The organism is Microbacterium insulae (assembly GCF_042677065.1).
Lineage (GTDB): Bacteria > Actinomycetota > Actinomycetes > Actinomycetales > Microbacteriaceae > Microbacterium > Microbacterium insulae.
In genome coordinates this window covers 69308-95222 of the sequence record NZ_JBHTII010000001.1, presented here as the reverse complement: position 1 = coordinate 95222, position 25915 = coordinate 69308, and the positions used below count along the sequence as shown (strand labels likewise).

The window sequence follows — 25915 nt, the reverse complement described above, 5'->3', positions numbered from 1 at the left end:
ATGGGGCTCGTCATGATCGGGCGTCCACAATCCCATGAGGCGGGTGGCGCTCACACAGGTCGCGCGACCCCCGACCTCGGCAGCCGCACGGCGCTCCGGATCGCAGTCGGGGGTGGTGAGCCAGGATCGGCGAACCCGCTGGAGGTGCCCGGACTCTACCGCTTTGAGCGCATCATGGCGAGAGTAGCCGCCTCGTCGCGCGATCGACGAGTGGACGACGCCGCCGTGACGGCGGACCCAGTTGGCGATGTCGCGGGGCACCTGCCAAGCATGCGGCTGCGCCCCACTGGTGACGCGGCTCCGGCGCTCAGCTGTGGAGATTTGCCTTCGGGCCGCCGGCTGGGGAGGGGGCGTCCCGAATCAGGAGATCCGCGCCAGGCAGGAGCATTCGCGGGCTGTAGGTCCTGAGCCGGGCAGATCTCCTGCCGGCGGCCGCGGGCACGGGAGGGGATGCCTCGGCCGAGGCATCCCGCCGCGTCAGGCGTCGGCGACGCCGAGGACGTCGAGGAGCCACGCGAGTTCGAACGCCCGCTCCCGCCACGCGTTGTAGCGGCCGGAGACGCCGCCGTGGCCGGCGACCATCTCGCACTTCAGCAGAGCGTCCGCGCCGACCTCGCGCAGTCGCGCGACCCACTTGGCGGGCTCGACGTACAGCACGCGCGTGTCATTGAGCGAGGTGACGGCGAGGATCTTCGGGTACGCGGCATCCGTCCGCACGTTCTCGTACGGCGAGTACGACTTCATGTAGGCATAGACGTCGGCGTCGTGCAGCGGGTCGCCCCACTCGTCCCACTCGATCACCGTGAGGGGGAGCGACGGGTCGAGGATCGTCGTCAGGGCGTCCACGAACGGCACGTCCGCGAGCACGCCGGCGAAGAGCTCGGGCGCGAGGTTCGCCACGGCGCCCATGAGGAGTCCACCGGCCGATCCGCCCTCGGCGACCATGCGGTCCGGCGTCGTGTAGCCCGCGTCGACGAGGTGGCGCGCGCAGTCGACGAAGTCGGTGAATGTGTTGCGCTTCGCGAGCAGCTTGCCGTCCTCGTACCACTGCCGGCCCATCTCGCCCCCGCCGCGCACGTGGGCGACGGCGAACACGACGCCGCGGTCGAGCTCCGACAGGCGCGGCACCGAGAACCCCGGTTCGATCGAGTGCTCGTACGACCCGTAGCCGTAGAGGTGGAGAGGGCGCGGCTCGGCGCCGGCCTCGCCGAAGGAACGCTTCCAGACGAGCGAGATCGGAATCCGGGTGCCGTCGGTGGCGGGCGCCCACACGCGTGCCTGGGCGTAGTCGGCGGGGTCGTAGCCGCCGAGCACCGGCTGGCGCTTCCGCAGGAGCAGCTCGCCCGTCGCGATCTCGTAGTCGTAGACGGTTCCGGGCGTGATGAACGACCCGTAGCCGATCCGAAGCAGCGGCGGCGCCCACTCGGGGTTGCCGCCCGATCCGACCGCGTACAGCGGCTCATCGAACTCGAGCTCTTCCACGGCGCCGGATGCGTAGTCGAGCAGTCCGAGTCGGGCGAGCCCGCCGCGGCGGTAGCCCACCACGCCCCAGTCGCGGAACGTCGACACGCCGAGCAGCCGGTGTCCGGGACGGTGCTCGATCACGACCGTCCGCTCTCCGGAGGGGTCGGATGCCGCGACCCGCACGAGTTCGAAGTCCAGGGCGCCGTCATTGTGGAGAACGAACAGCACGTCCTCGCCGCCGACGACCGCGTGCGACGACTCGTACTCGACGCCCTCCGAGCGCGGCCACACCACGCGCGGCTCGGCGCGGAGGTCCGCGGCATCCAGGATCCACTCCTCGGACGTGATCGACGAGCCCACCTCGATCATGAGGAACCGGTCGCTGCGGGTGAACCCCGCGCCGACCCAGTAGCGCTCGTCGGGCTCGTGGAAGAGCTTCGCGTCCGCCTCGACCGGTGTCCCGAGCTCGTGCAGCCAGACGGTGTCGGGTCGCCAGGCGTCGTCGACGGTGGTGTAGACGATGAAGCGCCCGTCGGGGGAGAACGTCGCGCCGGCGAACGTGCCGGGGATCTCGTCGGGCAGCTGCTCGCCGCTGATGACGTCGCGGACCCGCACGGTGTAGCGCTCGTCGCCCGCGACGTCGACGCCGTAGAGCATGAGCCGTCCGTCGGTGGAGATCTCGAAGCTGCCGAGGGAGAAGAACTCGTGGCCCTCGGCCTCCACGTTGCCGTCGAGGAGGATCTGCTCGCCGGGGACTTCGGCGTCGGGCGACAGCTCCGGCGGCGTCCAGTCGTCGGGGGACGCGAGCGGGGCACGGCACTGGATGCCGTACTGCTTTCCCTCCACGGTGCGGCCGTAGTACCACCAGTCGCCGCGCCGCGTGGGCACGGACAGGTCGGTCTCGAGCGTGCGGGCCTTGATCTCGTCGAAGACGCGTCCGCGCAGGGCTTCCAGGTGCGCGGTGCGCTGCTGGGTGTAGGCGTTCTCGGCCTCGAGGTGGGCGATGACGGCCGCGTCGTCCTTCGCGCGAAGCCACTCGTAGCGGTCCTCGACGTCGTCGCCGTGATGGCTGCGGACGACGGGACGAGGCTCGGCGACGGGGACGGATGCTGCGGCGGAGGCGTCGGGATGAGTCACGCTTCCACGCTAGCCGGGTCGGGCCGTCGTGCGGTCGCTGAGAGTGCGCCCCTCCAAGTTGACCCGGCGCCGAGGCGGTGTAAGGATTCTCCTGGCCGGTTGCCGGTTCCTGAACTCTGGGTGAACTGTTCGTTCGTCACGCCGATCTCGTCGGCACCACATCCACATCCCTTTACGGAAAGCGAACGGTGGAAACCGCAACCATCATCGTCGTCGTGCTGACGATCGCACTGGCGCTGTTCTTCGACTTCACGAACGGCTTCCACGACACCGCCAACGCGATGGCCACGCCCATCGCCACCGGCGCCCTCAAGCCGAAGGTCGCGGTTCTGCTGGCGGCGGTGCTGAACCTCGTCGGCGCCTTCCTGTCCACGGAGGTCGCCAAGACGATCTCGGGCGGGATCATCAACGAGGGCGACATCGCCTCGTCGATTCTTCCGGCGGTGATCTTCGCCGGACTCATCGGGGCGATCACGTGGAACATGATCACGTGGCTCCTGGGCCTGCCATCCAGCTCGTCCCACGCGCTGTTCGGCGGTCTCATCGGGGCCACCATCGTCGGCGTCGGCGCGACGGCGGTCAACTTCAGCGTCGTGGTCTCGAAGGTCATCCTTCCGGCGGTCATCGCCCCGCTCACGGCCGGCATCATCGCCTTCACGGCCACGAAGCTCGCCTACGCCATCACCCGGCGCTACGACAGCAAACCCGACGGGCGCGACGGATTCCGCGTCGGACAGATCTTCACGTCCTCGCTGGTCGCCCTCGCGCACGGCACGAACGACGCGCAGAAGACGATGGGCGTCATCACGCTCCTCCTCATCACGGTGGGCCTGCAGACCAGCTCCGAGCCGCAGCTGTGGGTCATCGTCGCGTGCGCCGTGACCATCGCCCTCGGCACGTACATGGGCGGGTGGCGCATCATCCGCACGCTCGGCAAGGGTCTGACCGACGTCAAGCCCGCGCAGGGCTTCGCCGCCGAGAGCTCGACGGCCTCGACGATCCTCGCCTCGAGCGCCCTCGGCTTCGCGCTCTCCACCACTCAGGTCGCGTCGGGGTCGGTGATCGGCTCGGGTCTCGGTCGCCGCGGATCCCAGGTGCGGTGGCGCACCGCGGGACGCATCATGGTCGGCTGGATCCTGACGCTTCCCGCCGCCGGGGCAGTGGGCGCATTCGCCTCCCTGCTCGTCGTCTGGTTCGGGTTCTGGGGGATCGCGATCGACGCGGTGCTGGCCGTCGTGATCATCCTCGGGCTCTTCCTGCGCTCGCGGCGCGACCAGGTGAACGCCTCCAACGCCATGAGCGAGGTCGCCGACTCCGGCAAGGCGGTCAAGGTGAAGCGCAATCCCCCTCCGACACGGCGCCAGCGCGCCCTCGCCCGCAAGGAGGCACGACGCCTCGCCGCGGACGACGCGGCGGCCAAGCGTGAGGCCAAGGCGGCGGAGCGATCCGCGCGCGGCCCGAAGAGCGGGGGCCGCCCGTGATCGTCATCGACTGGCTCGCCTTCGTGCAGGTCTTCGTCGCCGCCTTCCTCGCGGCGACCGTCGTCGTCACGGCGTACTCGACCGGTCTCCGGCTCCTCGTGCGGGCAGGCCGCTCGCCCGTGGTCGCTCCCGCCGAATTCACCGACGCCATCACGGTCATCTCCGAGAAGGAGGCCCGCCGGGCCGAGAAGGCGGCGGCGAAGGCGGCGAAGAAGAGCCCGCTCACCGAGGGGCAGAAGCGGCTCGCACTCGTGGGCGCCTATCTCTCCTTCGCCGTCGCGGGGGCCGCGGTGCTGGGCGGCCTGCTGCTCATCGTCTTCAACCACTGAGCGCGGTCGGAGACCGGTCGTAGGCTGTGGGCATGGTCGCCACGCCCTCCGCCGACGCCGCCGGCGCGGCATCCGCCTCCTTCGGCCAGTACCCTCCCGCGCGTCGCACGCTGCTGCACCTGAGCGACACCCACCTGCTCGCGGCGAACCGTGCGCTGGCGGGCCGGTTCGACACCGCAGCCAACCTCGCGCGCACCCTCGAGGCGGTCGAGGCCACCGGCGTGCGGCCCGATGCGATCGTGTTCACCGGAGACCTCACCGACCTCGGCGAGCCCGAGGCCTATGCGGCGCTGCGCACGGCGGTCGAGCCCGTCGCGGCCCGGCTCGACGCGCCGGTGGCGTGGGTGGCCGGCAATCATGACGAGCGCGCCGCCCTCCGTAGCGGACTGCTCGGCCTCGCGCCGACCGAGGAGCCCGTGACGGTGGTGTGGGACCTCGACGGGCTGCGGCTGATCGCGCTGGACACGACCGTTCCCGGATGGCATCACGGCGACCTCGACGCCGCACAGCTCGCGTGGCTCGCCGGAGTGCTCGCCGTGCCCGCACCGCTGGGCACGCTGCTCGCGCTGCACCATCCGCCGCTCCCGTCGCACATCCCGCTGTTCGACATCCTCGAACTGCGCGACCAGGGCCGGCTTGCCGACGTGATCGCCGGCACCGACGTACGGGGGATCCTCGCGGGGCACCTGCACTACTCGACGAGCGGCACGTTCGCCGGAGTTCCGGTGAGCGTCGCCGCAGCGACCTGCTACACGATGAACCTCGCGCGTCCCGCCGTCGAGGTCAACGGCATGGACGCCGGTCAGTCGTTCCACCTCGTCCACGTCTACGACTCCACGATCACGCACTCCGTCGTGCCCGTCGTCGACGCGCCGACGGGCGACTACTTCTCAGCGGACTGGGTGGAGCGGATGTCGAAGCTCACCCCGGACGAACGCCTCGAGGCCTTCTCCCGCAAGCCCGGCCGATAGACCCGATGTACATGTCGACGTCACCGCTGTACCCGGCGTACACCGTGCGGCGCGGCGCGCCCGCGTAGGGTTGAGGCATCCCACACCGCCGTGACCAACCCACGAGGATCATCACCATGGCTTTGGACGCAATGACGCGCACCCGCACCGAGACCGACTCCCTCGGATCCCTCGAGATCCCCGCCGACGCGTACTGGGGCATCCACACCGCTCGGGCGCTCGAGAACTTCCCGATCTCGAAGCGACCGATCTCGGTGTACAAGGATCTGGTCCGGGCGCTCGCGATGGTCAAGCAGGCATCTGCGCGCGCGAACCGCGACATCGGCGTGCTCAGCGCCGAGAAGGCCGACCTGATCGATCGTGCCGCGCAGCTCGTCATCGACGGGCAGTTCCACGAGCAGTTCGTGGTGGGGGTGATCCAGGGCGGCGCCGGGACCTCGACGAACATGAACGCGAACGAGGTCATCACCAACATCGCCCTCGAGCTCGCCGGCCGGGAGAAGGGCGACTACGCCTACCTGTCTCCCATCGACCACACCAACCGCAGTCAGTCGACGAACGACGTGTATCCGACGGCGATCAAGGTCGGTCTCGGGCTCGACCTGCAGACACTGCTGGAGGAGCTCGACCTGCTCCGCCGGGCGTTCCTGGAGAAGGCGGTCGAGTTCCACGACGTGCTCAAGGTCGGCCGGACGCAGCTGCAGGACGCCGTGCCGATGACGCTGGGGCAGGAGTTCCACGGGTTCGCCACGACCCTCGGCGAGGACTACAGCCGACTCAACGAGAACGCCTACCTGCTCTATGAGATCAACATGGGCGCGACCGCGATCGGCACCGGAATCACCACGCACCCCGACTACAGCAAGGCGGTGCTGGGACACCTTCGCGACATCACCGGCCTCGATCTGGACCTGGCCACCGACCTGGTGGAGTCCACGAGCGACACGGGTGCGTTCATGTCGTTCTCGTCCTCGCTCAAGCGCAACGCGATCAAGCTCTCCAAGATCTGCAACGACCTGCGGCTGCTGTCGTCGGGCCCGCAGGCGGGGCTCGGGGAGATCAACCTTCCTGCACGTCAGGCGGGGTCGAGCATCATGCCCGGCAAGGTCAACCCCGTCATTCCTGAGGTCGTCAACCAGATCGCTTTCGCCGTCGCGGGCGCCGACCTGACCGTGACGATGGCCGTCGAGGGCGGCCAGCTCCAGCTCAACGCGTTCGAGCCCGTGATCGCCCACTCGATCTTCCAGTCGATCACGTGGATGCGTCGTGGCATGCACACCCTGCGCGTGAATTGCGTCGAGGGCATCACCGCGAACCGGGAGCGTCTCGGGGCGATGGTCGGGGCATCCGTCGGTGTCATCACGGCCCTCACGCCCTTCATCGGCTACTCGGCGGCGGCGGCGCTGGCGAAGACGGCGCTGCTCACCGGGCGCAACGTCGCCGACCTTGTCGTCGAGGCGGGGCTGATGTCGCGCGATGAAGTGACCAAGCAGCTCTCGCCGGCCCGGCTTTCGGGGCTCGAGGCGATCACCGCGGCGATCCCCATCGTCCCGCAGCGGGAGGAACCCCTCGTCGACGACCCGCAGATCTGATCCGCGACGCGCCGCGACGTCGCGGTGATTGCCCGTGCCGCGCGCGGGCCGATACGGTCGTTCCCAGCGCTACGCGAGAGGAAACCCATGACCGACCCGCAGAACCCCAACGACCCGTCGAACGTCCCGCCCGCACCGCCCGCCTACGGGCAGGCACCCGGCGCACAGCCGCAGTACGCCGCCGCACCGCCGCCCGCCGCGGCGCCGCCGGCGAACGCCGCGATCCCCGGGCGGACGATGGGCATCGTCGCGTTCATCCTGTCGTTCTTCGTGCAGCTCATCGCGCTGATCCTCGGCATCGTCGCCCTCGTGCAGAGCCGCAAGGCCGGCCACAAGAACGGATGGGCGGTCGCCGCGATCATCATCAGCATCGTGCTGATGGTGCTGGGACTGATCCTCGTGTTCGCGGTCGTCGTCCCGCTCGTGACGCTCTCGGGCGAGGTCTTCCAGGCATGTCAGGCCGTCGGCTTCGACGGCACGGTCGAGGTGCGCGGCGTCCCCGTGGACTGCGGCACCATCAACCGCTGAGCGTTCTTCCTGTGACGGCGGCATCCCTTCGGGGGTGCCGCCGTCTCGTCGTCAGCCGACGATGCGGCAGTGCGTGGTGAGCTCGCCGATCCCGTCGATGCCGACGGTGACCGTCGAATGGTCCCGAAGGAAGACCTGCGGGTCGCGGGAGTAGCCCGCGCCGCCGGGTGATCCGGTGGAGATGAGCGTTCCGGGAAGCAGCGTCGCCGACTTCGACAGATGCGCGATGAGGGTCGACACCGGGCGCACCATCTGGGCGGTCGAGGCATCCTGCATCGTGTGTCCGTCCAGGACGGTCCAGATGTGCAGATCCTGCGGGTCGGGGACCTCGTCCTTCGTCACCACGAACGGGCCGGTCGGCGTGAAGCCGTCGAACGACTTGCAGCGGGACCACTGCGCCTCGGAGTACTGGATGTCGCGCGCCGTGATGTCGTTGACGACCGTGTAGCCCCACACGTGGTCGAGCGCGTGGTCGGCCGAGACGTCCTTCGCGGGCGTGCCGATGATGACGCCGAGCTCCGCCTCGTAGTCCACCGACTCGCTCAGCGTGCGGGGCCAGGTCGTGGTCGCATCGTGCCCCGTGAGCGAGTTCGGCCACAGCACGAACACGGTCGGCGTCGAGTCGGTCTTGAGGCCCAGTTCGCTCGAGTGGGCGGCGTAGTTGAGGCCGATCGCGAGGATGACGGGCGGGTCCAGCAGCGCCGAGGCGAACCGCCGTCCGGCGAGCGGATGCCGCGTCCCCGCGCCGGCGGCCTCGCGCACGCGCTGAAGCAGGGGGTCGCCGCCGGCGATGAGCGCCTCGAGCCGGCTCGGGGCCTCGTCCCACAGTTCATCGACGAACACGCCGTCATCACCGTCGACGAGGACGAGCCGAGGGTCGTCCGACCCCGCCGGGAGCACGTGGGCGAAACGCATTCCTCCAACCTACCGGCCGCGCGGGACGCGATCGCAGCCGTCGCGAGGGGCCGTAGGCTGAGCGCATGACGCACGCGCCCGGCGACGGCCGGCCCTCGCTGGTGCCGCCCGACTTCCCGTCCGCCCTCGCCCAGCCGCGCCACGGCGCCCCGGCCGCGATCCCGACCACCACCGCCGCGCTCGCGGGTGTGCCCGTGCCGGCGCGCCGCGGGCGCACCGCGCCCGTCTGGATCGCCGGCATCCTCGTCATCGTCCTCGTGGTCCTGGTCGGGTACTTCCTCCAGGCGATCGGACCCGTCGCGTCGCTCATCGGAATGGTGCTCGCCCTCGTGCCCCTCGCCGGCGTGCTGCTCGCGGTGCGCCTCGTCGACCGGTGGGAGCCCGAACCGCTCAACCTCGTGATCTTCGCGGTCGCGTGGGGCGCGATCGCCGCGGTCGGGATCGCCCTCGGCGTCGATGCTCTGCTCGCGCTGGCGTTCGGCTCGTCGTCCGCGCCCGCGGCAGAGGTGATGTCGGCCGTCGTGCAGGCGCCGATCGTGGAGGAGTTCGGCAAGGGGCTCGGCGTCTACATCATCTTCCTCGCCGCCAGGCGCGCGTTCGACGGCCCGGTGGACGGCATCGTGTACGGCGCACTCGTCGGCGCGGGCTTCGCCTTCACCGAGAACATCCAGTACTTCGCGGTGAGCTTCCTGGAAGGCGGCGCGGCCGACGCCACCGCGACGTTCTTCGTGCGCGGCATCCTCTCGCCGTTCGCGCACGTCATGTTCACCAGCGTCACGGGATTCGCGCTCGGCCTGGCCGCCCGGCGGGGAGCGAGCGCCGGACGGGCGCTCGGCCCCTGGATCGCCGGCATGGCCGGCGCGACCGTCCTCCACGCGATCTGGAACGCCTCGGCCGTCCTCGGCGACTTCTGGAGCCTCTACTGGACGCTCCAGGTGCCACTCTTCGTCGGTTTCATCCTGGGCATCATCGCTCTGCGTCGCGAGGAGTCGCGCCTGACACGACGCCGACTCGGCGAGTACGCGAGCGCCGGATGGTTCACGCCGCAGGAGGCCGACATGCTCGCAACGGGGGCGGGCCGCAGGGCGGGGCTGGCGTGGGCCTCGACGCTGCGCGGCGACCGCACGGCGCTGATGAAGAGGTTCATCGCCGACGCCACTGCGCTCGCGGCGGCGCGGCAGCGGGCGATCAGCGGGCGCGATCCGCACGCCGCGGAGGACGAGGCCGTGCTGCTTCAGAGGGCGGTGGCGGCGCGCGCCGCTCTGTTCGCTCCGTAGCAGCGGTCGCCGGCCGGGGTCTTGACACCTTCGCACCCGCCCCGGCATCCTGATGGCAGGCCAACTCAGCGCTCGGTCGTCACGCAGGCATCGCCGCGGCACCGGGCGCTGAGTCTTGTCACGGGTGGTGTCGTTTGACCCGGGCTACCGCCTCGGGTTGGATGGACGCATGACTGCTGACCGCACCAAGCCCGAGTTCGACGCCCCCGAAGGACCGGCTCCGAGCGAGCTCGTGATCCGCGACCTCATCGTCGGAGACGGCGCCGAGGCCAAGCCCGGCGACACCGTGACCGTCCACTACGCGGGCGTCGAGTACGAGTCCGGCGAGGAGTTCGACTCGTCCTGGAACCGCGGCGAGAGCATCCAGTTCCCCCTCCGCGGGCTCATCCAGGGCTGGCAGGACGGCATCCCCGGCATGAAGGTCGGCGGTCGCCGCGAACTTGTCATCCCGCCGCACCTGGCGTACGGCCCCGCCGGCGGCCACTTCCTCGGCGGCAAGACGCTCGTCTTCATCATCGACCTCATCGCCGTCGGCTGATCCGACGCAGGTCGCACGAGAGAGGGACGGATGCCGCGGCATCCGTCCCTCTCTCGTGCGAACGGGTGCTCATCCAGACACCGAAACGGTCTCCGCGATCATCTCCGGCCGCTCGACGAGGTCGGCGTGCACTTGAGCGACCGCGCGTCGGGCGACTCGGCGCAGGCGGGTGGTGCCGTCGGTGGAGGTGAAGTGCTCCGACGACTCGTCGTCGGTGAGGTACACCGGCTGGACGATCGTCCAGTCGAGGTCGGATCCGCGCAGCAGCATCTCCTGCAGCTCGGTGTCGAAGATCTGCGGCTTGATGAGCAGCGAGAAGAGTGCGCGGTCGACGAATCCGAGCTGATCGCGCGTCTGTCCGACGCCGTACGACGACTGGACGACGACGCGTCGCACTCCGGCCGCGCGGGCGGCGCGGATCAGCTGCTCGGTCGCCCGCGACCGCACGTCGTCGGGCGTCCCCTTCGCCCCTCGCAGCCGCACTCGGAGCACCGGTTCGGAGATTCCGAGCGTCACCACGACGGCGTCGTGACCGGGAAGGATTCGATCGAGCGTCTCCCTGCGGGTCGCATCGCCGTCGACGGGCTCCAGACCATGTCGGACCGGGAGGGTGGACGCACGCCGCGCGAGGGCCGTCACGCGGTGCCCGCGGTCGAGCAGGGCGTCGCAGACGGCGCGGCCGGACCCGCCGGTGGCGCCGATCACCAGGATGTTCATCAGGATCTCCGTTCGATCGTCAACTCGTGAACGAGTCGACTCTGGCATCGCAGGTTCGGATGATCTATCGTCAGCGATACAGATTTCTTGATCGATCGTCCAAGGAGCCCCCATGACCGCTCCGATGCCGTGGGACAACGACAGCCCGCTCACCGACGCGCTCTACCGGTTGCGCATGCGCGGTGCCTTCTACTCCTGGACCGAAGCGTCCGGCTCGGGCTCTCTCGAGATGCCCCAGTTCCCCGACACCCTCAGCTTCCACATCGTCTCGCGCGGCACCGCCTTTCTCGAGGTCGACGGCGAGCCCCCTCGTCGGCTGGAGGAAGGGATGCTGGCGCTCGTGCCGCGGGGCATCGGGCACCGGGTCGCGACCGAGCCGGGGGCCCGCGTCCTGGGTCGCGCCGATGAGCTGCCCCAGACGATGCTCGGCGACGCCTTCTCCGTCCTGCGCGTCGGCCCGGCCGACCGTCCTGCCGACCTCGCGATCCTGTGCGGCGTCGTGGCGTTCGACTCGCCGGCGGTGCACGACATGCTCGCCGTGCTCCCGGCGGTCGTCGGGGTCGACTCGTCGCGGCATCCGGTGATGGCGGCGCTCCTTCCCCTGCTCGCCGGCGAATTGCGGGACCCGAGGCCAGGCGGAGAGGCGATCGCGACGCGGCTCGCGGACGTCCTGGTGGTGGAGACCGTTCGCGCGTGGCTGGAGGACGAGCCGGATGCCGCGAGCGGCTGGCTGGCCGCGCTCCGCGACCCGCAGCTCGGGGCCGCGATCGCCGCGGTCCACCGCGATGCCGGGTATCCGTGGACGCTGGGCGAGCTCGCGCGGCGTGCGACGATGTCGCGGTCGAGCTTCGCGGCCCGGTTCACCGCCGTCGTCGGGATGCCGCCGATGACCTACGTCGCCGCGTCGCGCATGCGCAACGCGCACGCCATGCTCTCCGCCGGCGAGACGGTCGCGGCCGTCGCCACTGCGCACGGCTACGGCTCCGAGGCTGCCTTCAGCCGGGCCTTCGCGCGGATGACGGGCCAGACGCCAGGTCGGGTCAGACGCACGGTCGCGGTCTGAGCGAAGCATCCATCTCTCTTTGCATTCACGGGAATAGAGTTCGGCGTCTCGTGTTGGACCTGTCATGCCTGCCGCAGACCGCGGCGACCGACACGAAGGAAGACCATGACTGACACCACCTCGACGATCGACATCCCCGGCTACAAGACGGGCACCTGGGTGCTCGACCCCGCGCACAGCGAGGTGACCTTCAGCGTCCGCCACATGATGATCTCGAAGGTGCGCGGCACGTTCGGCATGAAGAGCGCCACACTCGTGGCCCCGGAGAACCCGCTCGAGGCCACCGTCGAGGCCAGCGTCGACGTGAGCTCGGTGGACACGAAGGACGAGGGACGCGACAACCACCTCCGCTCGGGCGACTTCTTCGACGTCGAGAACCACCCGACCATGGAGTTCCGCTCCACCGGCGCGCGCATCGAGGACGGCGACTACCTCATCGACGGCGACCTGACGATCCGCGGCGTCACCAAGCCCGTCACGTTCGACTTCGAGTTCGGGGGCTTCGGCACCGACCCGTGGGGCAACTACAAGGCCGGAGCGACGGCGAAGACCGTGATCAACCGCGAGGAGTTCGGCCTCACCTGGAACGCCGCCCTCGAGACCGGCGGCGTGCTCGTCGGCAAGGACATCACCATTACGCTCGACCTGCAGGGCGCCCTGCAGCAGGACTGAGCCCGCCCGCAGCGGCAGGGGAGGGGACGGGGGCATCGGCCGCCGTCCCCTCGTCTTTGCGGCGGCGCACCTGGAGGCGGTCCTGTGCGAGCAGGATGCCGAGGAACACGACCAGCGCGCCGACGGGCTCGTTCCACGTGATCGTCTCGCCGAGAATGAGGATGCCGAGCCCCACGCCGACCACCGGTGTGATGTAGGTCACCGTCGAGGCCCGCGTCGGCCCCCAAGCCCGTACCGTGTTCTGGTTCCAGACGTACGCGATGCCGGTGCCCAGGCAGCCGAGGAGGACGAGACTCACCACGATCGGCGCGTCGAGCCGCACGGGCGTGAGCACGAGGAACGGCGTCAGGATCGCCATGACGACCCCGGCCATGGCGACATAGCCGAACGTGAAGGCCAGGGCAGACATCCCGGTGTGGGAGACGAACCGCCGCATGTAGGCGAGGCTGAAGCCGTAGCTCGCGGTCGCGCCGAGGATGGCGATCTCGGCGACGAGGCTGCCGTCGAACGACATGCCCTGCCACGGCGCGATGATGACCATGATCCCGAGGATGCCGACGCCGATGCCGATCACCTGCAGCACCTTGAGCTTCTCGACGCGGAACACCAGCCAGGCCATGATCGCGGTCATGATCGGCGTCGTCGCGTTGAAGATGCTGGCGACGCCGGAGGTCACGTGCTGCTGAGCCCACGAGAACAGCAGGAACGGGATGACGCAGAAGGTGAGGCCGAGCACCAGGAGGTGCGCCCAGACCCGCACGCTGCGCGAGAGCACCTCGCGGCGGAACAGGACGAGGGCGCCGAGCGTGAGCGCCCCGAGGATGATGCGGGTCCACGCGACCTGGGCCGGAGAGATGCCGGTGAGCGCGACCTTCATGAAGAGGAAGCTCGCGCCCCACACGACCCCCGCCAGGATGAACTGCGTCGTGACCCACCCGGACGACGTGACACTGTCGCGCGGGAGCGTCGGAAGGACGGGGGTGGTCGGCACCCGGCGACTCTACGCCGAGCGTCCGACGTGCGGCCGGGCGTGGGAGCGCGACGTCCGAAATCCGCTGGAATGCGGCGGTCCGGCTACGGTCCGGTCGGGTTCCGCACGCGTCTTCAGGGCTGGTAGACTCTCGAGGTTGCCGTTTGATCGGCCGCGGATAAAGAGAGCTCGCGCATCAGGCGTCGGGCACCGCGCAACGACGAGGAAGGGGATCACTTTATGGCACTGGAAGCAGACGTCAAGAAGGCGATCATCGAAGAGTACGCGACGCACCCCGGTGACACCGGATCCCCCGAGGTGCAGGTCGCGATGCTGACGCAGCGCATCAAGGACCTCACCGAGCACCTCAAGGAGCACAAGCACGACCACCACTCGCGTCGTGGGCTGTTCCTGCTCGTCGGTCAGCGCCGCCGCCTCCTGGGTTACCTCCAGGACATCGACATCAACCGTTACCGCTCGCTCATCGAGCGTCTCGGACTCCGTCGCTGAGCATCATCGACTGAGCGTTCAATCGCGCAGAACATTCTTGTGAAGGCCTCCCCACGGTGTGGGGAGGCCTTCTTCGTGCGTCGGGACGCGGCATCCGCAGTCAGGAGATATGCACGGCTCAGGACGCGTAGCCGCGGTTGTGTCCTGAGGTCGGCAGATCTCCTGAATGACGAAGACGGACGCCGCGGCTACTGCGCGGTGGCGGCTCGGGCGGCGACGAGGTCGGGGTGGTGGATCGCCGCGACGTCGGGGTGCGCACGGAGGCGCGACTTCAGCGCGTTCTCGCCGTACAGCGCATGGATGGGGTTCGACGGATCCTGCGTCACCCCGCGCGCCTCGGCGGCGAGTTCTTCGGGGAGCTGGATGAGCGGCAGCCGCTTGTCGAGGGCGGGGTTGAAGAAGAACGGGACCGAGATGCGGTCGTCCGGGTAGCGCGGCGAGATCACCCGGTGGTTCGTGGCGACGAGGTACCCCTGCGTCGCATACTCGAGCAGCTCGCCGATGTTCACGACGAATGCGCCGGGGACCGGGGGAGCGTCGACCCACTCACCGTCGCGCTCGACCTGCAGCCCGCCCTTTCCCGGCTCGACCCACAGCAGCGTCAGCACGCCGGAGTCCTTGTGCGCACCCACCCCCTGCTGCGGCGTCGGATCCTCCTTGCCCGGGTAGCGCACGATCTTGATCAGGGTCGACGGCTCTCCGAAGTGCTCGTCGAAGTAGCTCTCCGACGCCCCGAGCGACAGCGCCCACGCGCGCAGCAGCTTGCGTGCGACGCCGGAGAGGTGGTCGTGCCACTCCGACACGACGTCCCGCAGCTCCGGCTGGGCGGCGGGCCAGAGGTTCGGCCCGACGAGGCGGAAGAAGTCCGCTGCATCGGGGTCGGTGATCGCCTCGCGCTCGGGGCCGATGTCGATCTGCTCCCGCCAATCGACCTTGCCCTGGGTACGCTCGCCGCCGATGCGCGTGTATCCGCGGAAGTGCGGGCTGTTGACGTTCTCGATGGCGAGCTTGTCCGCCTCGGGGAGCGCGAAGAAGTCGCGGGCCGCACGGTGGAGCCGCGCCTCGAGCTCGGCGGTGACCCCCGTGCCGGTGAGGTAGAAGAAGCCGACCCGGTGCGCAGCGTCGCGCAGGTCGCGACGGAACCGCGCCGCCTGTTCGGGGCCCCGGTCGAGCTGCGAGAGGTCGAGGATCGGCAGGTTGAGGTCGGTCATGCAGCGAGAGTAGGCGGATGCCGCGGCATCCGCCCGTGTGTTACCGAGGGTTACCCGCCCGACGCGACGAGGATCCCCGTCAGCCGTTCTGACGGGGATCGGCGTGGATCTTCGCACGCTCGGGCGGACGGCGCGAACCGGTGGGATCGCTGCGCCTGCCCTCCTTGGCTGCGAGAGTGCGGTCGGCGAAGAGCCACGTGGGCCGCGGCTCGACGAGTGGCCGGAAGACGCGACGCACCGGTCTGGTCGCCAGAGCGAGCGCGATCAGCACCGAGAGGACCACGACGATCGGCAGCCACAGCCAGGTCGGATCGAGGTTGCGCAGGACCCCGGACTCGCGGAACGGGTACAGCACGAACGAGTGCAGCAGGTAGACGTACATCGTGTACTGGCCGAAGTGGGTCCACCAGTGCGTGGAGCGGGGGACGAGGGCGAAGAACGCCGTGCTGAGCACGATCGCGACGAGCATGAGCGCCAGCCGCACTCCGCCCGCCCACCACTGCGTACCGCCGATCGCGGCGTAGTTCTCGTCGTAGAAGAGCCAGTCGCGCAGACTCATCGCGCGCCACTCGTCGACGAAGAACCACGCCGTCCAGCCGGCGACCGCGAACGCGGCCAGCCCGCCGGCGAAGACCCACCACGCCCGGGAGCGCAGCAGACCGAGGCGTTCGACGATGTCGTGCTCCCGCAGCCACCAGCCGAGGGTGAAGAACGGGAGCAGCCCGAGGGTCCGCGACAGCGAGAACGTCGAGTCGATATTGGGGAGGTAGCCGGCGCCGATCGAGATGAGGACCGTCCACAGGAGCGGCCAGCGCAGCAGCGCGAGATAGGGCAGCACGAGGCGGAAGATCCCGAGGGCGAGCAGGAACCACAGGGTCCACGCCGGCTGCGTGAGGTTCGGATCCGCGCGCCCCTCCACGAGCCACTTCGTCAGCGCCCACAAGCCCTCGAAGATGAGGTACGGCAGCAGGATGTCGGTGATCACGCGCGCCATCTGCCGGCGGTTGGGGGAATCGGACTTCGAGAAGTAGCCCGAGATGATCGCGAAGGCCGGCATGTGGAAGGCGTACACGAGCAGATACAGCCCGAGCGCGATGTCGGAGTCGTAGGTCAGGCGCTGCACGGCGTGGCCGAGGACCACGAGCACGATGCACGCGAAGCGCGCGTTGTCCCAGAACGGCACACGGCGCTTCGGCCGCGCGATCGCGCCGGTCGGAGTCGCTCCCGTCGACGGGGCGCCGTTGTCGGTCATGTGCTCCCTCTCGCCCGCCGGTGACCAGACTAGCCCGGTGCGGCCCCACGCCGGGAGCAGCGACGGAGGTGCGCGGGGGTGGGGGTAGTCTGTCCGCGTCATGACGACGATCGACGACGCACTCTCCCGGGACCGCGCCCTCACCGACATCGACTGGCGCGTCTTCCCGGCCGGCACCGAGCGCGATCTGTTCGACGCGCCCAGCGGCCCGCTCGCGCGCGTGCGGCTCGGCGATCCGAACGGGCAGCGCGTGGTGCTCGTCTCCGGGGTCGCCGGCTCGAAGGAGGACTTCGTCCTGCTGTTCCCGCTCTTTGCCCAGGCGGGATACCGCGTCGAGTCGTTCGACCTGGCCGGCCACTACGGTTCGATCGGCGCAGGCCCGCACCGGCTCGATCCGCCGCGAGAGCACTTCGACTACCCGCTCTTCGTCGACGACCTGGTGGCCGTCCTCGAGGACGGCCGGACACCCGCGCACGTCCTCGGCTACAGCTTCGCCGGCCTCGTCGCCGAGCTCGCCCTCGAGGCCCGCCCCGACCTCTTCGCCAGCCTCACGCTCATGTCGGCGCCGCCCGCCACCGGGCAGGTGTTCCGCGGGGTGAAGCACATCGGGCCGATCTCCGACATGCCGCCCCACCGTGCGGCGGGACTGATCCTGTGGGGAATCCGCTACAACCTCAACCGAACGCCGCCGGGCCGCATCGCGTTCGTGCGGGAGCGCATGGCGGTCACGCCTCGCGCGTGCATCGACGACGTCGTCGCGCTCATGATGGAGACGCCCGACATGACTGGTGCGGTCGCTGCCGCGGCGATTCCCAAGCTCATCGCGGTGGGCGAGCAGGATCTGTGGCCCGCGGATCAGCACGCCGCGTACGCCGAGCGCATCGGTGCGCAGGTGGCGACCTATCCGACCGGCCACGCTCCGTGCGAGAGCGCGCCTCACCAGCTCGCGCGCGACATGCTCGCGCTGTTCGAGACGGGCTGACCGCGGGGGTGGACGGGCCGCGGCATCCGCCCGGGAATATCCTTGGAGCGCACGCGTTCTACGAGATACATTCATTTGCATAGATTCGCCCGCGACGGAGATCCCGCACGGCGAAGGAGCGGAGAAGCGATCGTGAACGACAGCACGACGTGGCAGGGCATGCAGTTCGGCATCTTCACGGTGAGCGACATCACCGAGGACCCCACGAACGGGAAGACGCCCAGCGAGGCGGAGAAGATCCGCAACACCATCACCGTGGCCAAGCACGCGGAGGACGTCGGTCTCGACGTCTTCGCGCTGGGCGAGCACCACAACCCGCCGTTCTGGTCGTCTTCCCCCACGACGACCCTCGCCTACATCGCCGGACAGACCGAGCGCCTTGTCCTTTCGACGGCGACGACCCTCATCACCACGAACGACCCGGTCAAGCTGGCCGAGGACTACGCGATGCTCCAGCACGTGTCCGGCGGCCGTGCCGACCTCATGCTCGGCCGCGGCAACACGGGCCCGGTGTACCCCTGGTTCGGCAAGGACATCCGTCAGGGCCTGCCGCTCGCGATCGAGAACTACAACCTGCTGCACCGTCTGTGGCGCGAGGACGTCGTGGACTGGGAGGGGCAGTTCCGGACCCCGCTGCAGGGGTTCACCTCGACACCGCGACCCCTGGACGGCGTGGCGCCGTTCGTTTGGCACGGCTCGATCCGCACTCCCGAGATCGCGGAGCAGGCGGCGTACTACGGTGACGGCTTCTTCGCCAACAACATCTTCTGGCCCAAGGAGCACTACCAGCGCCTGATCACTCTCTACCGTCAGCGGTACGCGCACTACGGACACGGTTCGCCGGAGCAGGCGATCGTGGGCCTGGGCGGACAGGTGTTCATGGCCAAGAACTCCCAGGACGCGGTCTCGACGTTCCGGCCGTACTTCGACAATGCACCGGTCTACGGCCACGGTCCCTCGCTCGAGGACTTCAGCGAGATGACGCCGCTCACGGTCGGCTCGCCCCAGCAGGTGATCGACCGCTACGCCGCCATGCGTGAGACCTACGGCGACTACCAGCGCCAGCTGTTCCTGATCGATCACGCCGGCCTGCCCCTCAAGACGGTGCTCGAGCAGCTCGACATCCTCGGCGGCGAGGTCGTCCCCGCGCTTCGTCGCGAGCTGCAGCAGGGCCGGCCCGCGGAGGTCCCCGACGCCCCGACGCACGCGAACCGGGTGGCGGCCGCCTACGGCGACGCCGCGCCGCGCCAGGCGGTGCCTGGCGCCAACCGCGGCGACAACCTCGTGGGCGGGTCGCCCTACCAGGACGCACCGGTTGCGGCGGGTTCCGCGTTCGGCGCGGCCGCGACCCGGACGGGAGCCTGAGATGAGCACCCGTCGCATCGCGGTCCTGTCGGCCGGACTCTCCAACCCCTCCTCGACCCGCATGCTCGCCGACCGCCTCGCGGCGGCGACGGCCAAGCACCTCGGGGAGCGCGACATCGCGGTGGAGGTCGACGTGTTCGAGCTGCGTGACTACGCCCACGACATCACCAACAACCTCCTGACCGGATTCGCGCCGCCGGCGCTGGAGTCGATGATCAACGCCGTCGTGTCGGCCGACGCCGTGATCGCGGTGACGCCGATCTTCTCGACCAGCTACTCGGGGCTGTTCAAGTCGTTCATCGATGTGCTCGACCCCGACGCGCTGAGCGGCAAGCCGGTGCTCATCGGTGCGAACGCCGGGACCGCGCGGCACTCCCTCGCGATCGACTACGCGATCCGTCCGCTCTTCACGTACCTTCACGCCGAGCCCGTCTCGACGGGAGTGTTCGCCGCATCGAGCGACTGGGGCGCGTCCGGCGACCAGGTCGCCCCTCTGGGCGAGCGCATCGAGCGCGGCGCACGAGAGCTGGCCGAGGCGATCGCCCGCCGCGAGCCCGCGCGGAACGAAGACCCGTTCGATCCCGCGAACTACCTCGGCGAGGGGCGGTCCTTCGGCCACCTCCTCGGCGGGCTCGCGGGCGAGTAGGACTCAGCCCAGCACGATGTCCTCGGGTGCGCGCAGGAGCCGCCAGGCCTCTGCGCGCACCGGCGTTCCGCCGAGCACGTCGGCGTCGACGAGAGGGCCGAGGTCGACCCCGGCCAAGGCCTCGATCTCCGCGACGGGCACCTGGAACGTGCGGTATGCGCCGAGCGGTGCCACTCCGAGCGCCCCGTCTTCGCGCGGGTCGATCAGCTCGGACTGATCCAGGACGAACCCCGCCGACTGCAGCCTCCCGCCGGGCGGGACCCAAGCGGCGGCCTTGAAGAACCGGCGGGGGATGCCGACACCCCGGTACGGCGGATCGTCGGGCGCGAGCACGGGAGCGGTGAAGACGCTGATCCGCTGATCGGTGGCGTCGGCGTACGTGAGGACATGGTCCTCGAGCCCGAGCCACAGCTCCTTCGACTGGTTGAAGGCTCCCGCCTGCGGTGCGGCGTTGGTGTAGAAGAACGTGGCCTCGGTCGCGGCGCGGGCTTCGGCCTCGGTACCCCAGCCGGGGTCCCGCCGCCGGACGAGGTGGCCGCGGTCGAGGTCGTTGGCGGCGTACACGGCAGGACCGGTCTGCTCCGACGCAGGCGCGCGGTCGTCGAGTCGCCACTCGCCCGTGCGCGGGAGGTCGAGCAGGGATGCGCCGTCGATGTTGACCGCCGTCACCGCCGCGAGCCGTCGCACGGTGTCGAGCACGACCGTGAACCGCGGGTAGAGGAGTTCGCGCGTCGGCGAATCGCCGAGTGGGAGCGGGAGAGGGACCGCGCTCTCGAGGAAACCGTCGTCGTATCCCGTCGCATCCGTCACGCCCACCATCCTGCCCCGTCCCCCCGGGGCTCAGGTGCGACGGGGCTCAGGTGCGGCGCAGGCGCCGGGCCAGGACGGCGTCGATCGCGAGGCCGATGCCGACCGCCAGCACGATCGAGACGATGACGGCCAGCACCGGGCCGCCCGGGAGGAGCGCCGCGACGACCGCGCCGATGAAGGACTGGTAGACCGCCCACGCGAGCGCCGCGCACGCCGCGATCGCGAGATAGCGAGGCGCGGGGATGCGAGCCGCTCCGGCGGTGAGATTGACCGCCAGCCGTGCGAACGGGATGAAGCGCGCCGTGAAGAGGACGAGCGCCGCGCGTCGCTCCAGCCGTGCGCGCGACCACGCGAACGCCGTCCGCACGCGCGGCGTCCGCATCCACCGCCAGCGCTCCAGTCCGATCGTGCGGCCGACCACGTAGCACGCCGCGTCGCCGAGCGTCGCGGCCACGGCGGCGACACCGACCACGGCCCACAGGGGCGGCTCGCCCTGCGACACGGCGAGCGCGCCGAACGCCGTGACCGCGGCCTCGCCGGGCACGACGACGAGGAACGCGTCGCCGAGGACGAGCGCGAACAGCAGCGGCAGAGCCCACGGGCTCGCGGCGACGGCGGTCAGCAGATCGTCGAGCACACCTCCGTCGTACCGGCCGCCGGTGAACGGCGACGGAACGGCGCACGTCCGGTGACCGGGGTCGGTGCATCCGGTGAACTCTCGCGGAAGGCGGCCGGGTCGAGGCATCCGTCCCCGCCGAGTGCCACCACGCTGGAACCGTGAGAGTCGCACTCCTCGCCGAATCGTTCCTGCCCCACATGAACGGGGTCACGGGGTCGGTCCTCCATGTGCTCCGCCATCTGGCTGCGCAGGGCCACGAGACCCTGGTGATCGCGCCGCGCTCCGGGGAGCTCACCGGCGATCTGCACGGTGCGCGCACCGAGCTGCTGCGGTCCGTCCCCCTCCCCAGCTACCCCGAGGTGCGCGTGGTGTTCGCGCGGGCCGCACGACTGGCCGCCATCCTCGACCGCTTCGCGCCCGACGTGGTCCACCTCGCGTCCCCGTTCGTCCTCGGCTGGCAGGGGGTGGCCGCGGCCGACTCCCTGCGGGTCCCCGCCGTCGCGGTCTACCAGACCGATGTCGCGGCGTACGCGGAGAAGTACGGCGTTCCCGGTGCCGCCCCGCTCGCCGCCCGCCACATCGCGCGGCTGCATCGCCGCGCCACCCTCACCCTGGCCCCCTCGACCGCGTCGCTGCGGCAGCTCGGGGATCTCGGCGTCGATCGGCTGCGGCGCTGGGGGCGTGGAGTGGACACCGCGCAGTTCTCGCCCGAGCGTCGGAGCGACGCGTGGCGGGCGCGCGTCGCGCCGGGCGAGACGGTGATCGGGTACGTCGGCCGGCTCGCCCCCGAGAAGCAGGTCGAGGATCTCGCCGCGCTCGCCGGGCTGCCGGGAACCCGTCTCGTCATCGTCGGCGACGGACCGTCGAGGCCCCTGCTGGAACGCGCGCTTCCCCACGCCGTCTTCACCGGGCACCTTCGGGGCGCGGAGCTCGGCGAGGCGCTTGCGAGCTTCGATGTGTTCGTGCACCCCGGGGAGACCGAGACCTTCGGGCAGACGATCCAGGAGGCGCTCGCGAGCGGCGTGCCCGTCGTGGCGACGGGCGTCGGCGGACCGGTCGACCTCGTGCGGTCGAGCGTCGACGGCTGGCTGTATCGCCCCGGCGATCTCGAGGAGCTGCGCGCACGGGTCGCGGATCTCGCGGGCGACGCCGGCAAGCGGCGGGCGTTCGCCGAAGCCGCCCACGCGTCCGTGCGCGATCGATCGTGGGATGCCGTGTGCCGCCGTCTCGTCGAGCACTACGACGAGGCGCGGATGCTGCGTCCCATCGACGACGCACTGCGCCAGCGCGCTGCAACCCGGCCTTCGGCGCCCGTCCGCGAGCTGCGCGCGCGTCCGCGATGGACGCGGTACGTCGCGCTGGGGGACTCTCTCACCGAGGGACTGTGCGACACATCCCGCATGCCTCACGGACAGCACCGCGGCTGGGCCGACCGCCTGGCCCAGTTGCTCGCGCACGAGGGCACCGGAGCGGAGCCGTTCCGGTACGCCAACCTCGCGGTCCGCAGCCGGCGGGTGCGCGATCTCACCGCAGAACAGCTTCCGCGCGCGGTGGCGCTGCGCCCGGACCTCGTGTCCATCCTCATCGGCGCCAACGACCTCGTCGGTCGGCGGGTGAACGTCGCCCTGCTCGCCCGCGAGCTCGAAGCGGCAGTCCGTACCGTGCGCGCGACGGGCGCGGACGTGCTCCTGGTGACGCCGTTCCTGCCCCGGCGACGGGCGGCGGCGCTGTTCGCCCGCCCGTTCGCGGCGTTCGCGTCCGAGGTCCGGCGCATCGCCGAGTCCACGGGAGCTCTGCTGCTCGACCTCGAGGCGCTGCCCCGCATCGGTGATCTGGATCTGTGGGCCGACGACAAGGTGCACCTGCGCTCGCGGGGGCATCGATTCCTGGCTTACCGGGCCGCGGAGGTCCTCGGCGTGCCGGATGCCGAGGCGCTCGGCGGTCTCGACGAGGCGCTGCACGCCGACGACGATCCCGTGATGACCGGCACGTGGCTGCGGCGCGACGCCCTGCCGTGGGTGTGGCGCCGGCTGCGCGGGCGGACGGCGGGCGACGGGGTCGCGGCGAAGCACTCGGGGTACGTCGTGATCCGCGGCCGGGGCGACGTCCGGGCGCCGGTCGCGCCCTAGCGACTCAGCGCCCGCCGGTACTCCGACTCCGGACGCCCGGGAGTGCCGTACCGGGGTGAGCGCACCACGGCGCCGGACGACACGAGGTGCTCGAGGTACCGGCGCACCGCGACACGCGACATCCCGAGGCGCCCGGCGGCCTCGACCGCCGATACCGGCTCGTGCGCCCGCAGGTCGGCGGTGACGCGTTCGAGCGTCTCGGGTGACAGTCCCTTCGGCAGAGCGGGGGCGGTCGCGGGGCGCAGCGCCCCCAGGAGCGCGTCGATCTCCGCCTGGGTCGTCGCGGACCCTGCCGTCTCGCGCGCCCGCCGGCGGTACTCGACGTACTGCTCGAGACGCTCGCGGAACGTCGAGAACGCGAACGGCTTGACGAGGTACTGCGCGACGCCCAGACCGACCATCTGCCGCACGACGTCGGCCTCGCGCACGCCGGTGATCGCGATCACGTCGACGTCCGCGCCGCGCGCCCGCACGTGGCGGAGCACGTCGAGACCGGTGCCGTCGGGCATCGTGACGTCCAGCAGCACGAGGTCCACGGCCTCGCCGTGCTCCAGGATCGCCGACACCGCGGCGCGCGCTCCCGTGGCCTCCGCGACGACCTCGAAACCGCCCATGCGGTCGAGGTAGGACCGGTGCAGCTCCAGCGTGAGCGCGTCGTCGTCGACGAGGAGGACCCCGATCACCGATCCCTCCCGGGGAGGACGACCGTGAAGACGGTCGGGTCGGACGCATGGTCGACAGACCCGCCGGCGCCCTCCACGATCGAGCGCACCAGCGACAGGCCCACCCCGCGTCCGGCGGCTTCGGCGGGCTTCGTGGAGAAGCCGTGCTCGAACACGCGGTCCGCGAGGTCGGGCGGCACGCCGTCTCCGCTGTCGGAGACGTCGATGCGCAGCATCCGCTCGCCCGCCGAAGTGAAGCGCACGCGCACCCACCGCGGGGCCGATCCCGCGGCGGCCGCGTCGAGGGCGTTGTCGATGAGGTTGCCCACCACCGACACCGCGTCGACGGGGGAGAGGCTGCTGCGGGGCGCGTCCGCGGCGATGTCCGCGGTCCACTCGACGCCGCGCTCGCGAGCCTGCGCCGCTTTGCCGAGGAGGAGCGCCCCGACGGTCGGGTCGCCGTCCCGCCGGGCGGCCACCTGGTCCACCAGAGCCTGGCTCTGGCGGGAGGTCTCGGTGAGGATCTCGATCGCCTCGCGCGTGCGGCCGAGCTCGAGAAGCGAGACCGCTGTGTGCATGCGGTTCCCGTGCTCGTGGGTCTGCGCCCGCAGCGCCTCGCCGAGCGTGCGGACGGACTCATACGACGAGACGGCGTCGCGGATGGTTCCTGCGGGAAGGTCGCCGGCAACCTGCCGCGTCGTCCGCTGGGCGAGGTAGGCGCCCACGAAGCCCGCCGCCAGCACCGCGCTTGCGATGGCGAGAACCCCGGGAAGCCGGGGCACGATGTCGGAGGCGATGCTCCCCACCGTGAGGCCGACCGACACCCAGCCGACGAGGTCGCCGTCCGCGGCGATGACCGGCGTGATCGTGCGGATGCTCGGCCCGAGCGTCCCCGTGAACTCCTCGGTCGCGGCGACGGGCCGTGCGGGGATGGTGCCGAGGTACGGGCGGCCGATCTCCTCTCGCTCGCGGTGCGTCACCCGGATTCCGTCCGGGGTCATGATCGTGACGAAGTCCACGCTCGCGTCCGCCATGACCGACTCGGCGAACGGCTGGAGATCCGCCGGCGCGCTGCCGTCGAGCGCGCCCACGACGGCGGGGGTCACCGCGAGCGCGGACGACACCGCGTGCGTGACCTCCTCGGCCTCGGCGCGTGCCGCCCGCTGCGCGTCGAGCACGAGGAGGCCGGACAGGAGCAGCACCAGCGCCATGACGGCGACGGCGACCACGACGAAGACGCGCGAGGCGGCGCTGCCCCGACGTGCGCGCTCGACCATGTGCTCACCCTTCGCGTTGCGCCGGAGACTCCATCCTCACCCCTGGGGGATCGCGCGGCGCGAGAGCATCGCGGCCACGAAGAAGCACACGGCGCCGATCGCCGTGCCCCCGTTGGCCCACGCCTCGTTCGCGAGGTCCCCGGTCGCCGGCAGGACGTAGGCGCCGACGGCGGACACCCCGAACGCCACGGACCCGACGAAGTTCAGGATCGTCCCATGCCACGTGCGCGCGTCCCGGTCCCACAGCTCGCCCCGGTCCTTCGTGGCGACGATCGCGAGGAAGCTCGAGATCAGGAAGGCCGCCGACCCCCACGCGTCGGGCTTCCACCCGGCGCCCACGGCATCGGGGTCCCTCACGGCCGCGATGAGGGCGGCGACGGTGGAGACGTTGAACAGCAGCGTGCCGGCGAACTGGATCGCCGCGGCCCACCAGTCGACGCGGTCGGGAGTCGGCATCTCCCGCCTCGGGACGGATCGGCCGCTCAGCGCCAGCTGGATCAGCGCCGCGAGTGTGAAGAAGACCGAACCGACGAAGAAGGTGACGTTCGTCCCGATCAGTCCCGCCCACGCCGCGTAGAAGGGCAGCGCTCCCGCCAGGAAGCACAGGGATCCGATCATGAATCCCCACGCCTCGCGACGGAGACGACGGGCGACGGGGGGCGGGGCCATGGCAACCTCCGGCGGGGACGAGGGGCGGATGACGGGGGCCGCGGCATCCGTGTCGCGACCAATACGACCACAACTCGGCGCTGCGCGCACGGCGGCGCACGCTGGTTTCATGCCGGCGATACCCGGCGA

25 protein-coding genes are annotated in these 25915 nt (G+C 70.7%); 14 read left to right on the top strand and 11 right to left on the bottom strand.

Features of this window, described 5'->3' with window-relative positions:
• Positions 1–477: 477 nt before the first annotated feature.
• Positions 478–2601: a S9 family peptidase gene (locus tag ACFQ0P_RS00475; RefSeq protein WP_204979786.1), complete on the bottom strand. Its 2124-nt coding sequence runs from the start codon at positions 2599–2601 to the stop codon at positions 478–480.
• 188 nt (positions 2602–2789) lie between these two features.
• On the opposite strand from ACFQ0P_RS00475, the gene ACFQ0P_RS00470 reads away from it, so the two are divergent.
• The 5 genes from ACFQ0P_RS00470 to ACFQ0P_RS00450 all read left to right on the top strand — a co-directional run bounded on the left by ACFQ0P_RS00470 (position 2790) and on the right by ACFQ0P_RS00450 (position 7502).
• Positions 2790–4082 carry an inorganic phosphate transporter gene (locus tag ACFQ0P_RS00470; protein ID WP_204979785.1) on the top strand — a complete coding sequence of 431 codons (1293 nt, stop codon included), beginning with the start codon at positions 2790–2792 and terminating at the stop codon, positions 4080–4082.
• Positions 4079–4411: a peptidase gene (locus tag ACFQ0P_RS00465; protein ID WP_204979784.1), complete on the top strand. Its 333-nt coding sequence runs from the start codon at positions 4079–4081 to the stop codon at positions 4409–4411. The genes ACFQ0P_RS00470 and ACFQ0P_RS00465 overlap by 4 nt, the downstream gene beginning before the upstream one ends.
• A gap of 32 nt (positions 4412–4443) precedes the next feature.
• Positions 4444–5382 carry a phosphodiesterase gene (locus ACFQ0P_RS00460; RefSeq protein ID WP_204979783.1) on the top strand — a complete coding sequence of 313 codons (939 nt, stop codon included), beginning with the start codon at positions 4444–4446 and terminating at the stop codon, positions 5380–5382.
• A gap of 116 nt (positions 5383–5498) precedes the next feature.
• The gene (locus ACFQ0P_RS00455) at positions 5499–6974 is read left to right on the top strand and encodes an aspartate ammonia-lyase (RefSeq protein ID WP_204979782.1); all 1476 of its coding nucleotides are present in this window, start codon (positions 5499–5501) and stop codon (positions 6972–6974) included.
• 87 nt (positions 6975–7061) lie between these two features.
• The gene (locus ACFQ0P_RS00450; protein WP_204979781.1) at positions 7062–7502 is read left to right on the top strand and encodes a DUF4190 domain-containing protein; all 441 of its coding nucleotides are present in this window, start codon (positions 7062–7064) and stop codon (positions 7500–7502) included.
• A 51-nt stretch (positions 7503–7553) separates the two neighbouring features.
• Here ACFQ0P_RS00450 and ACFQ0P_RS00445 read toward each other — a convergent pair whose 3' ends face one another.
• The gene (locus tag ACFQ0P_RS00445; RefSeq protein WP_204979780.1) at positions 7554–8417 is read right to left on the bottom strand and encodes a fumarylacetoacetate hydrolase family protein; all 864 of its coding nucleotides are present in this window, start codon (positions 8415–8417) and stop codon (positions 7554–7556) included.
• Between the two features lie 65 nt (positions 8418–8482).
• On the opposite strand from ACFQ0P_RS00445, the gene ACFQ0P_RS00440 reads away from it, so the two are divergent.
• Together ACFQ0P_RS00440 and ACFQ0P_RS00435 are read left to right on the top strand one after the other, a co-directional pair.
• Positions 8483–9694 (top strand): PrsW family intramembrane metalloprotease, encoded by a 1212-nt coding sequence (locus ACFQ0P_RS00440; protein WP_204979779.1) that lies wholly within the window; start codon positions 8483–8485, stop codon positions 9692–9694.
• A gap of 169 nt (positions 9695–9863) precedes the next feature.
• Positions 9864–10232 (top strand): FKBP-type peptidyl-prolyl cis-trans isomerase, encoded by a 369-nt coding sequence (locus ACFQ0P_RS00435; RefSeq protein WP_204979778.1) that lies wholly within the window; start codon positions 9864–9866, stop codon positions 10230–10232.
• A gap of 69 nt (positions 10233–10301) precedes the next feature.
• Here ACFQ0P_RS00435 and ACFQ0P_RS00430 read toward each other — a convergent pair whose 3' ends face one another.
• Positions 10302–10949 (bottom strand): NAD(P)-dependent oxidoreductase, encoded by a 648-nt coding sequence (locus tag ACFQ0P_RS00430; protein WP_204979777.1) that lies wholly within the window; start codon positions 10947–10949, stop codon positions 10302–10304.
• A gap of 112 nt (positions 10950–11061) precedes the next feature.
• On the opposite strand from ACFQ0P_RS00430, the gene ACFQ0P_RS00425 reads away from it, so the two are divergent.
• Positions 11062–12012: an AraC family transcriptional regulator gene (locus ACFQ0P_RS00425; RefSeq protein WP_204979776.1), complete on the top strand. Its 951-nt coding sequence runs from the start codon at positions 11062–11064 to the stop codon at positions 12010–12012.
• Positions 12013–12117: 105 nt separating this feature from the next.
• Complete coding sequence (locus ACFQ0P_RS00420) at positions 12118–12684, top strand: YceI family protein (protein ID WP_204979775.1); 567 nt, start codon at positions 12118–12120, stop codon at positions 12682–12684.
• Here the strand turns inward: ACFQ0P_RS00420 and ACFQ0P_RS00415 are convergent.
• On the bottom strand, positions 12647–13675 hold the full coding sequence (locus ACFQ0P_RS00415) for a DMT family transporter (protein ID WP_378770985.1): 1029 nt from the start codon (positions 13673–13675) through the stop codon (positions 12647–12649). The two genes, ACFQ0P_RS00420 and ACFQ0P_RS00415, sit on opposite strands and share 38 nt — an antisense overlap.
• Positions 13676–13894: 219 nt before the next feature.
• Between ACFQ0P_RS00415 and rpsO the strand changes: the two genes are divergently transcribed.
• Positions 13895–14164, top strand: coding sequence for a 30S ribosomal protein S15 (rpsO, locus tag ACFQ0P_RS00410; protein WP_005048780.1), 270 nt, complete (start codon positions 13895–13897; stop codon positions 14162–14164).
• 188 nt (positions 14165–14352) lie between these two features.
• Here the strand turns inward: rpsO and ACFQ0P_RS00405 are convergent, their stop codons facing one another.
• Both ACFQ0P_RS00405 and ACFQ0P_RS00400 read right to left on the bottom strand, forming a co-directional pair.
• Positions 14353–15375, bottom strand: coding sequence for an isopenicillin N synthase family dioxygenase (locus tag ACFQ0P_RS00405; RefSeq protein WP_204979774.1), 1023 nt, complete (start codon positions 15373–15375; stop codon positions 14353–14355).
• Between the two features lie 79 nt (positions 15376–15454).
• Entirely contained in the window at positions 15455–16627 is a 1173-nt protein-coding gene (locus ACFQ0P_RS00400; protein WP_204979773.1) for an acyltransferase family protein, read from the bottom strand.
• Between the two features lie 100 nt (positions 16628–16727).
• On the opposite strand from ACFQ0P_RS00400, the gene ACFQ0P_RS00395 reads away from it, so the two are divergent.
• The 3 genes from ACFQ0P_RS00395 to ACFQ0P_RS00385 all read left to right on the top strand — a co-directional run bounded on the left by ACFQ0P_RS00395 (position 16728) and on the right by ACFQ0P_RS00385 (position 19620).
• Positions 16728–17609 (top strand): alpha/beta fold hydrolase, encoded by an 882-nt coding sequence (locus ACFQ0P_RS00395; protein WP_204979772.1) that lies wholly within the window; start codon positions 16728–16730, stop codon positions 17607–17609.
• A gap of 159 nt (positions 17610–17768) precedes the next feature.
• The gene (locus tag ACFQ0P_RS00390) at positions 17769–18974 is read left to right on the top strand and encodes an LLM class flavin-dependent oxidoreductase (RefSeq protein WP_204981467.1); all 1206 of its coding nucleotides are present in this window, start codon (positions 17769–17771) and stop codon (positions 18972–18974) included.
• 1 nt (position 18975) lies between these two features.
• Positions 18976–19620, top strand: coding sequence for an FMN reductase (locus ACFQ0P_RS00385; protein ID WP_204979771.1), 645 nt, complete (start codon positions 18976–18978; stop codon positions 19618–19620).
• Positions 19621–19623: 3 nt separating this feature from the next.
• Here ACFQ0P_RS00385 and ACFQ0P_RS00380 read toward each other — a convergent pair whose 3' ends face one another.
• Both ACFQ0P_RS00380 and ACFQ0P_RS00375 read right to left on the bottom strand, forming a co-directional pair.
• Entirely contained in the window at positions 19624–20430 is an 807-nt protein-coding gene (locus ACFQ0P_RS00380; protein WP_378770981.1) for a DNA/RNA non-specific endonuclease, read from the bottom strand.
• A 46-nt stretch (positions 20431–20476) separates the two neighbouring features.
• Entirely contained in the window at positions 20477–21175 is a 699-nt protein-coding gene (locus ACFQ0P_RS00375; protein ID WP_204979769.1) for a DedA family protein, read from the bottom strand.
• A gap of 32 nt (positions 21176–21207) precedes the next feature.
• Here ACFQ0P_RS00375 and ACFQ0P_RS00370 point away from each other — a divergent pair, with 32 nt between their 5' ends.
• Positions 21208–23178 (top strand): GDSL-type esterase/lipase family protein, encoded by a 1971-nt coding sequence (locus ACFQ0P_RS00370; protein ID WP_204979768.1) that lies wholly within the window; start codon positions 21208–21210, stop codon positions 23176–23178.
• On the opposite strand, the gene ACFQ0P_RS00365 is transcribed toward ACFQ0P_RS00370, so the two are convergent.
• From ACFQ0P_RS00365 to ACFQ0P_RS00355, 3 genes are read right to left on the bottom strand one after another with little or no spacing between them, the layout of a single operon-like run.
• Positions 23175–23861 (bottom strand): response regulator, encoded by a 687-nt coding sequence (locus tag ACFQ0P_RS00365; RefSeq protein WP_204979767.1) that lies wholly within the window; start codon positions 23859–23861, stop codon positions 23175–23177. The two genes, ACFQ0P_RS00370 and ACFQ0P_RS00365, sit on opposite strands and share 4 nt — an antisense overlap.
• Entirely contained in the window at positions 23858–25117 is a 1260-nt protein-coding gene (locus ACFQ0P_RS00360) for a sensor histidine kinase (protein WP_204979766.1), read from the bottom strand. The genes ACFQ0P_RS00365 and ACFQ0P_RS00360 overlap by 4 nt, the downstream gene beginning before the upstream one ends.
• A 36-nt stretch (positions 25118–25153) precedes the next feature.
• A complete protein-coding gene (locus tag ACFQ0P_RS00355; RefSeq protein WP_378770975.1) occupies positions 25154–25786 on the bottom strand; it encodes a YrhK family protein in 633 nt (210 codons plus the stop codon).
• Between the last annotated feature and the right edge of the window lie 129 nt (positions 25787–25915).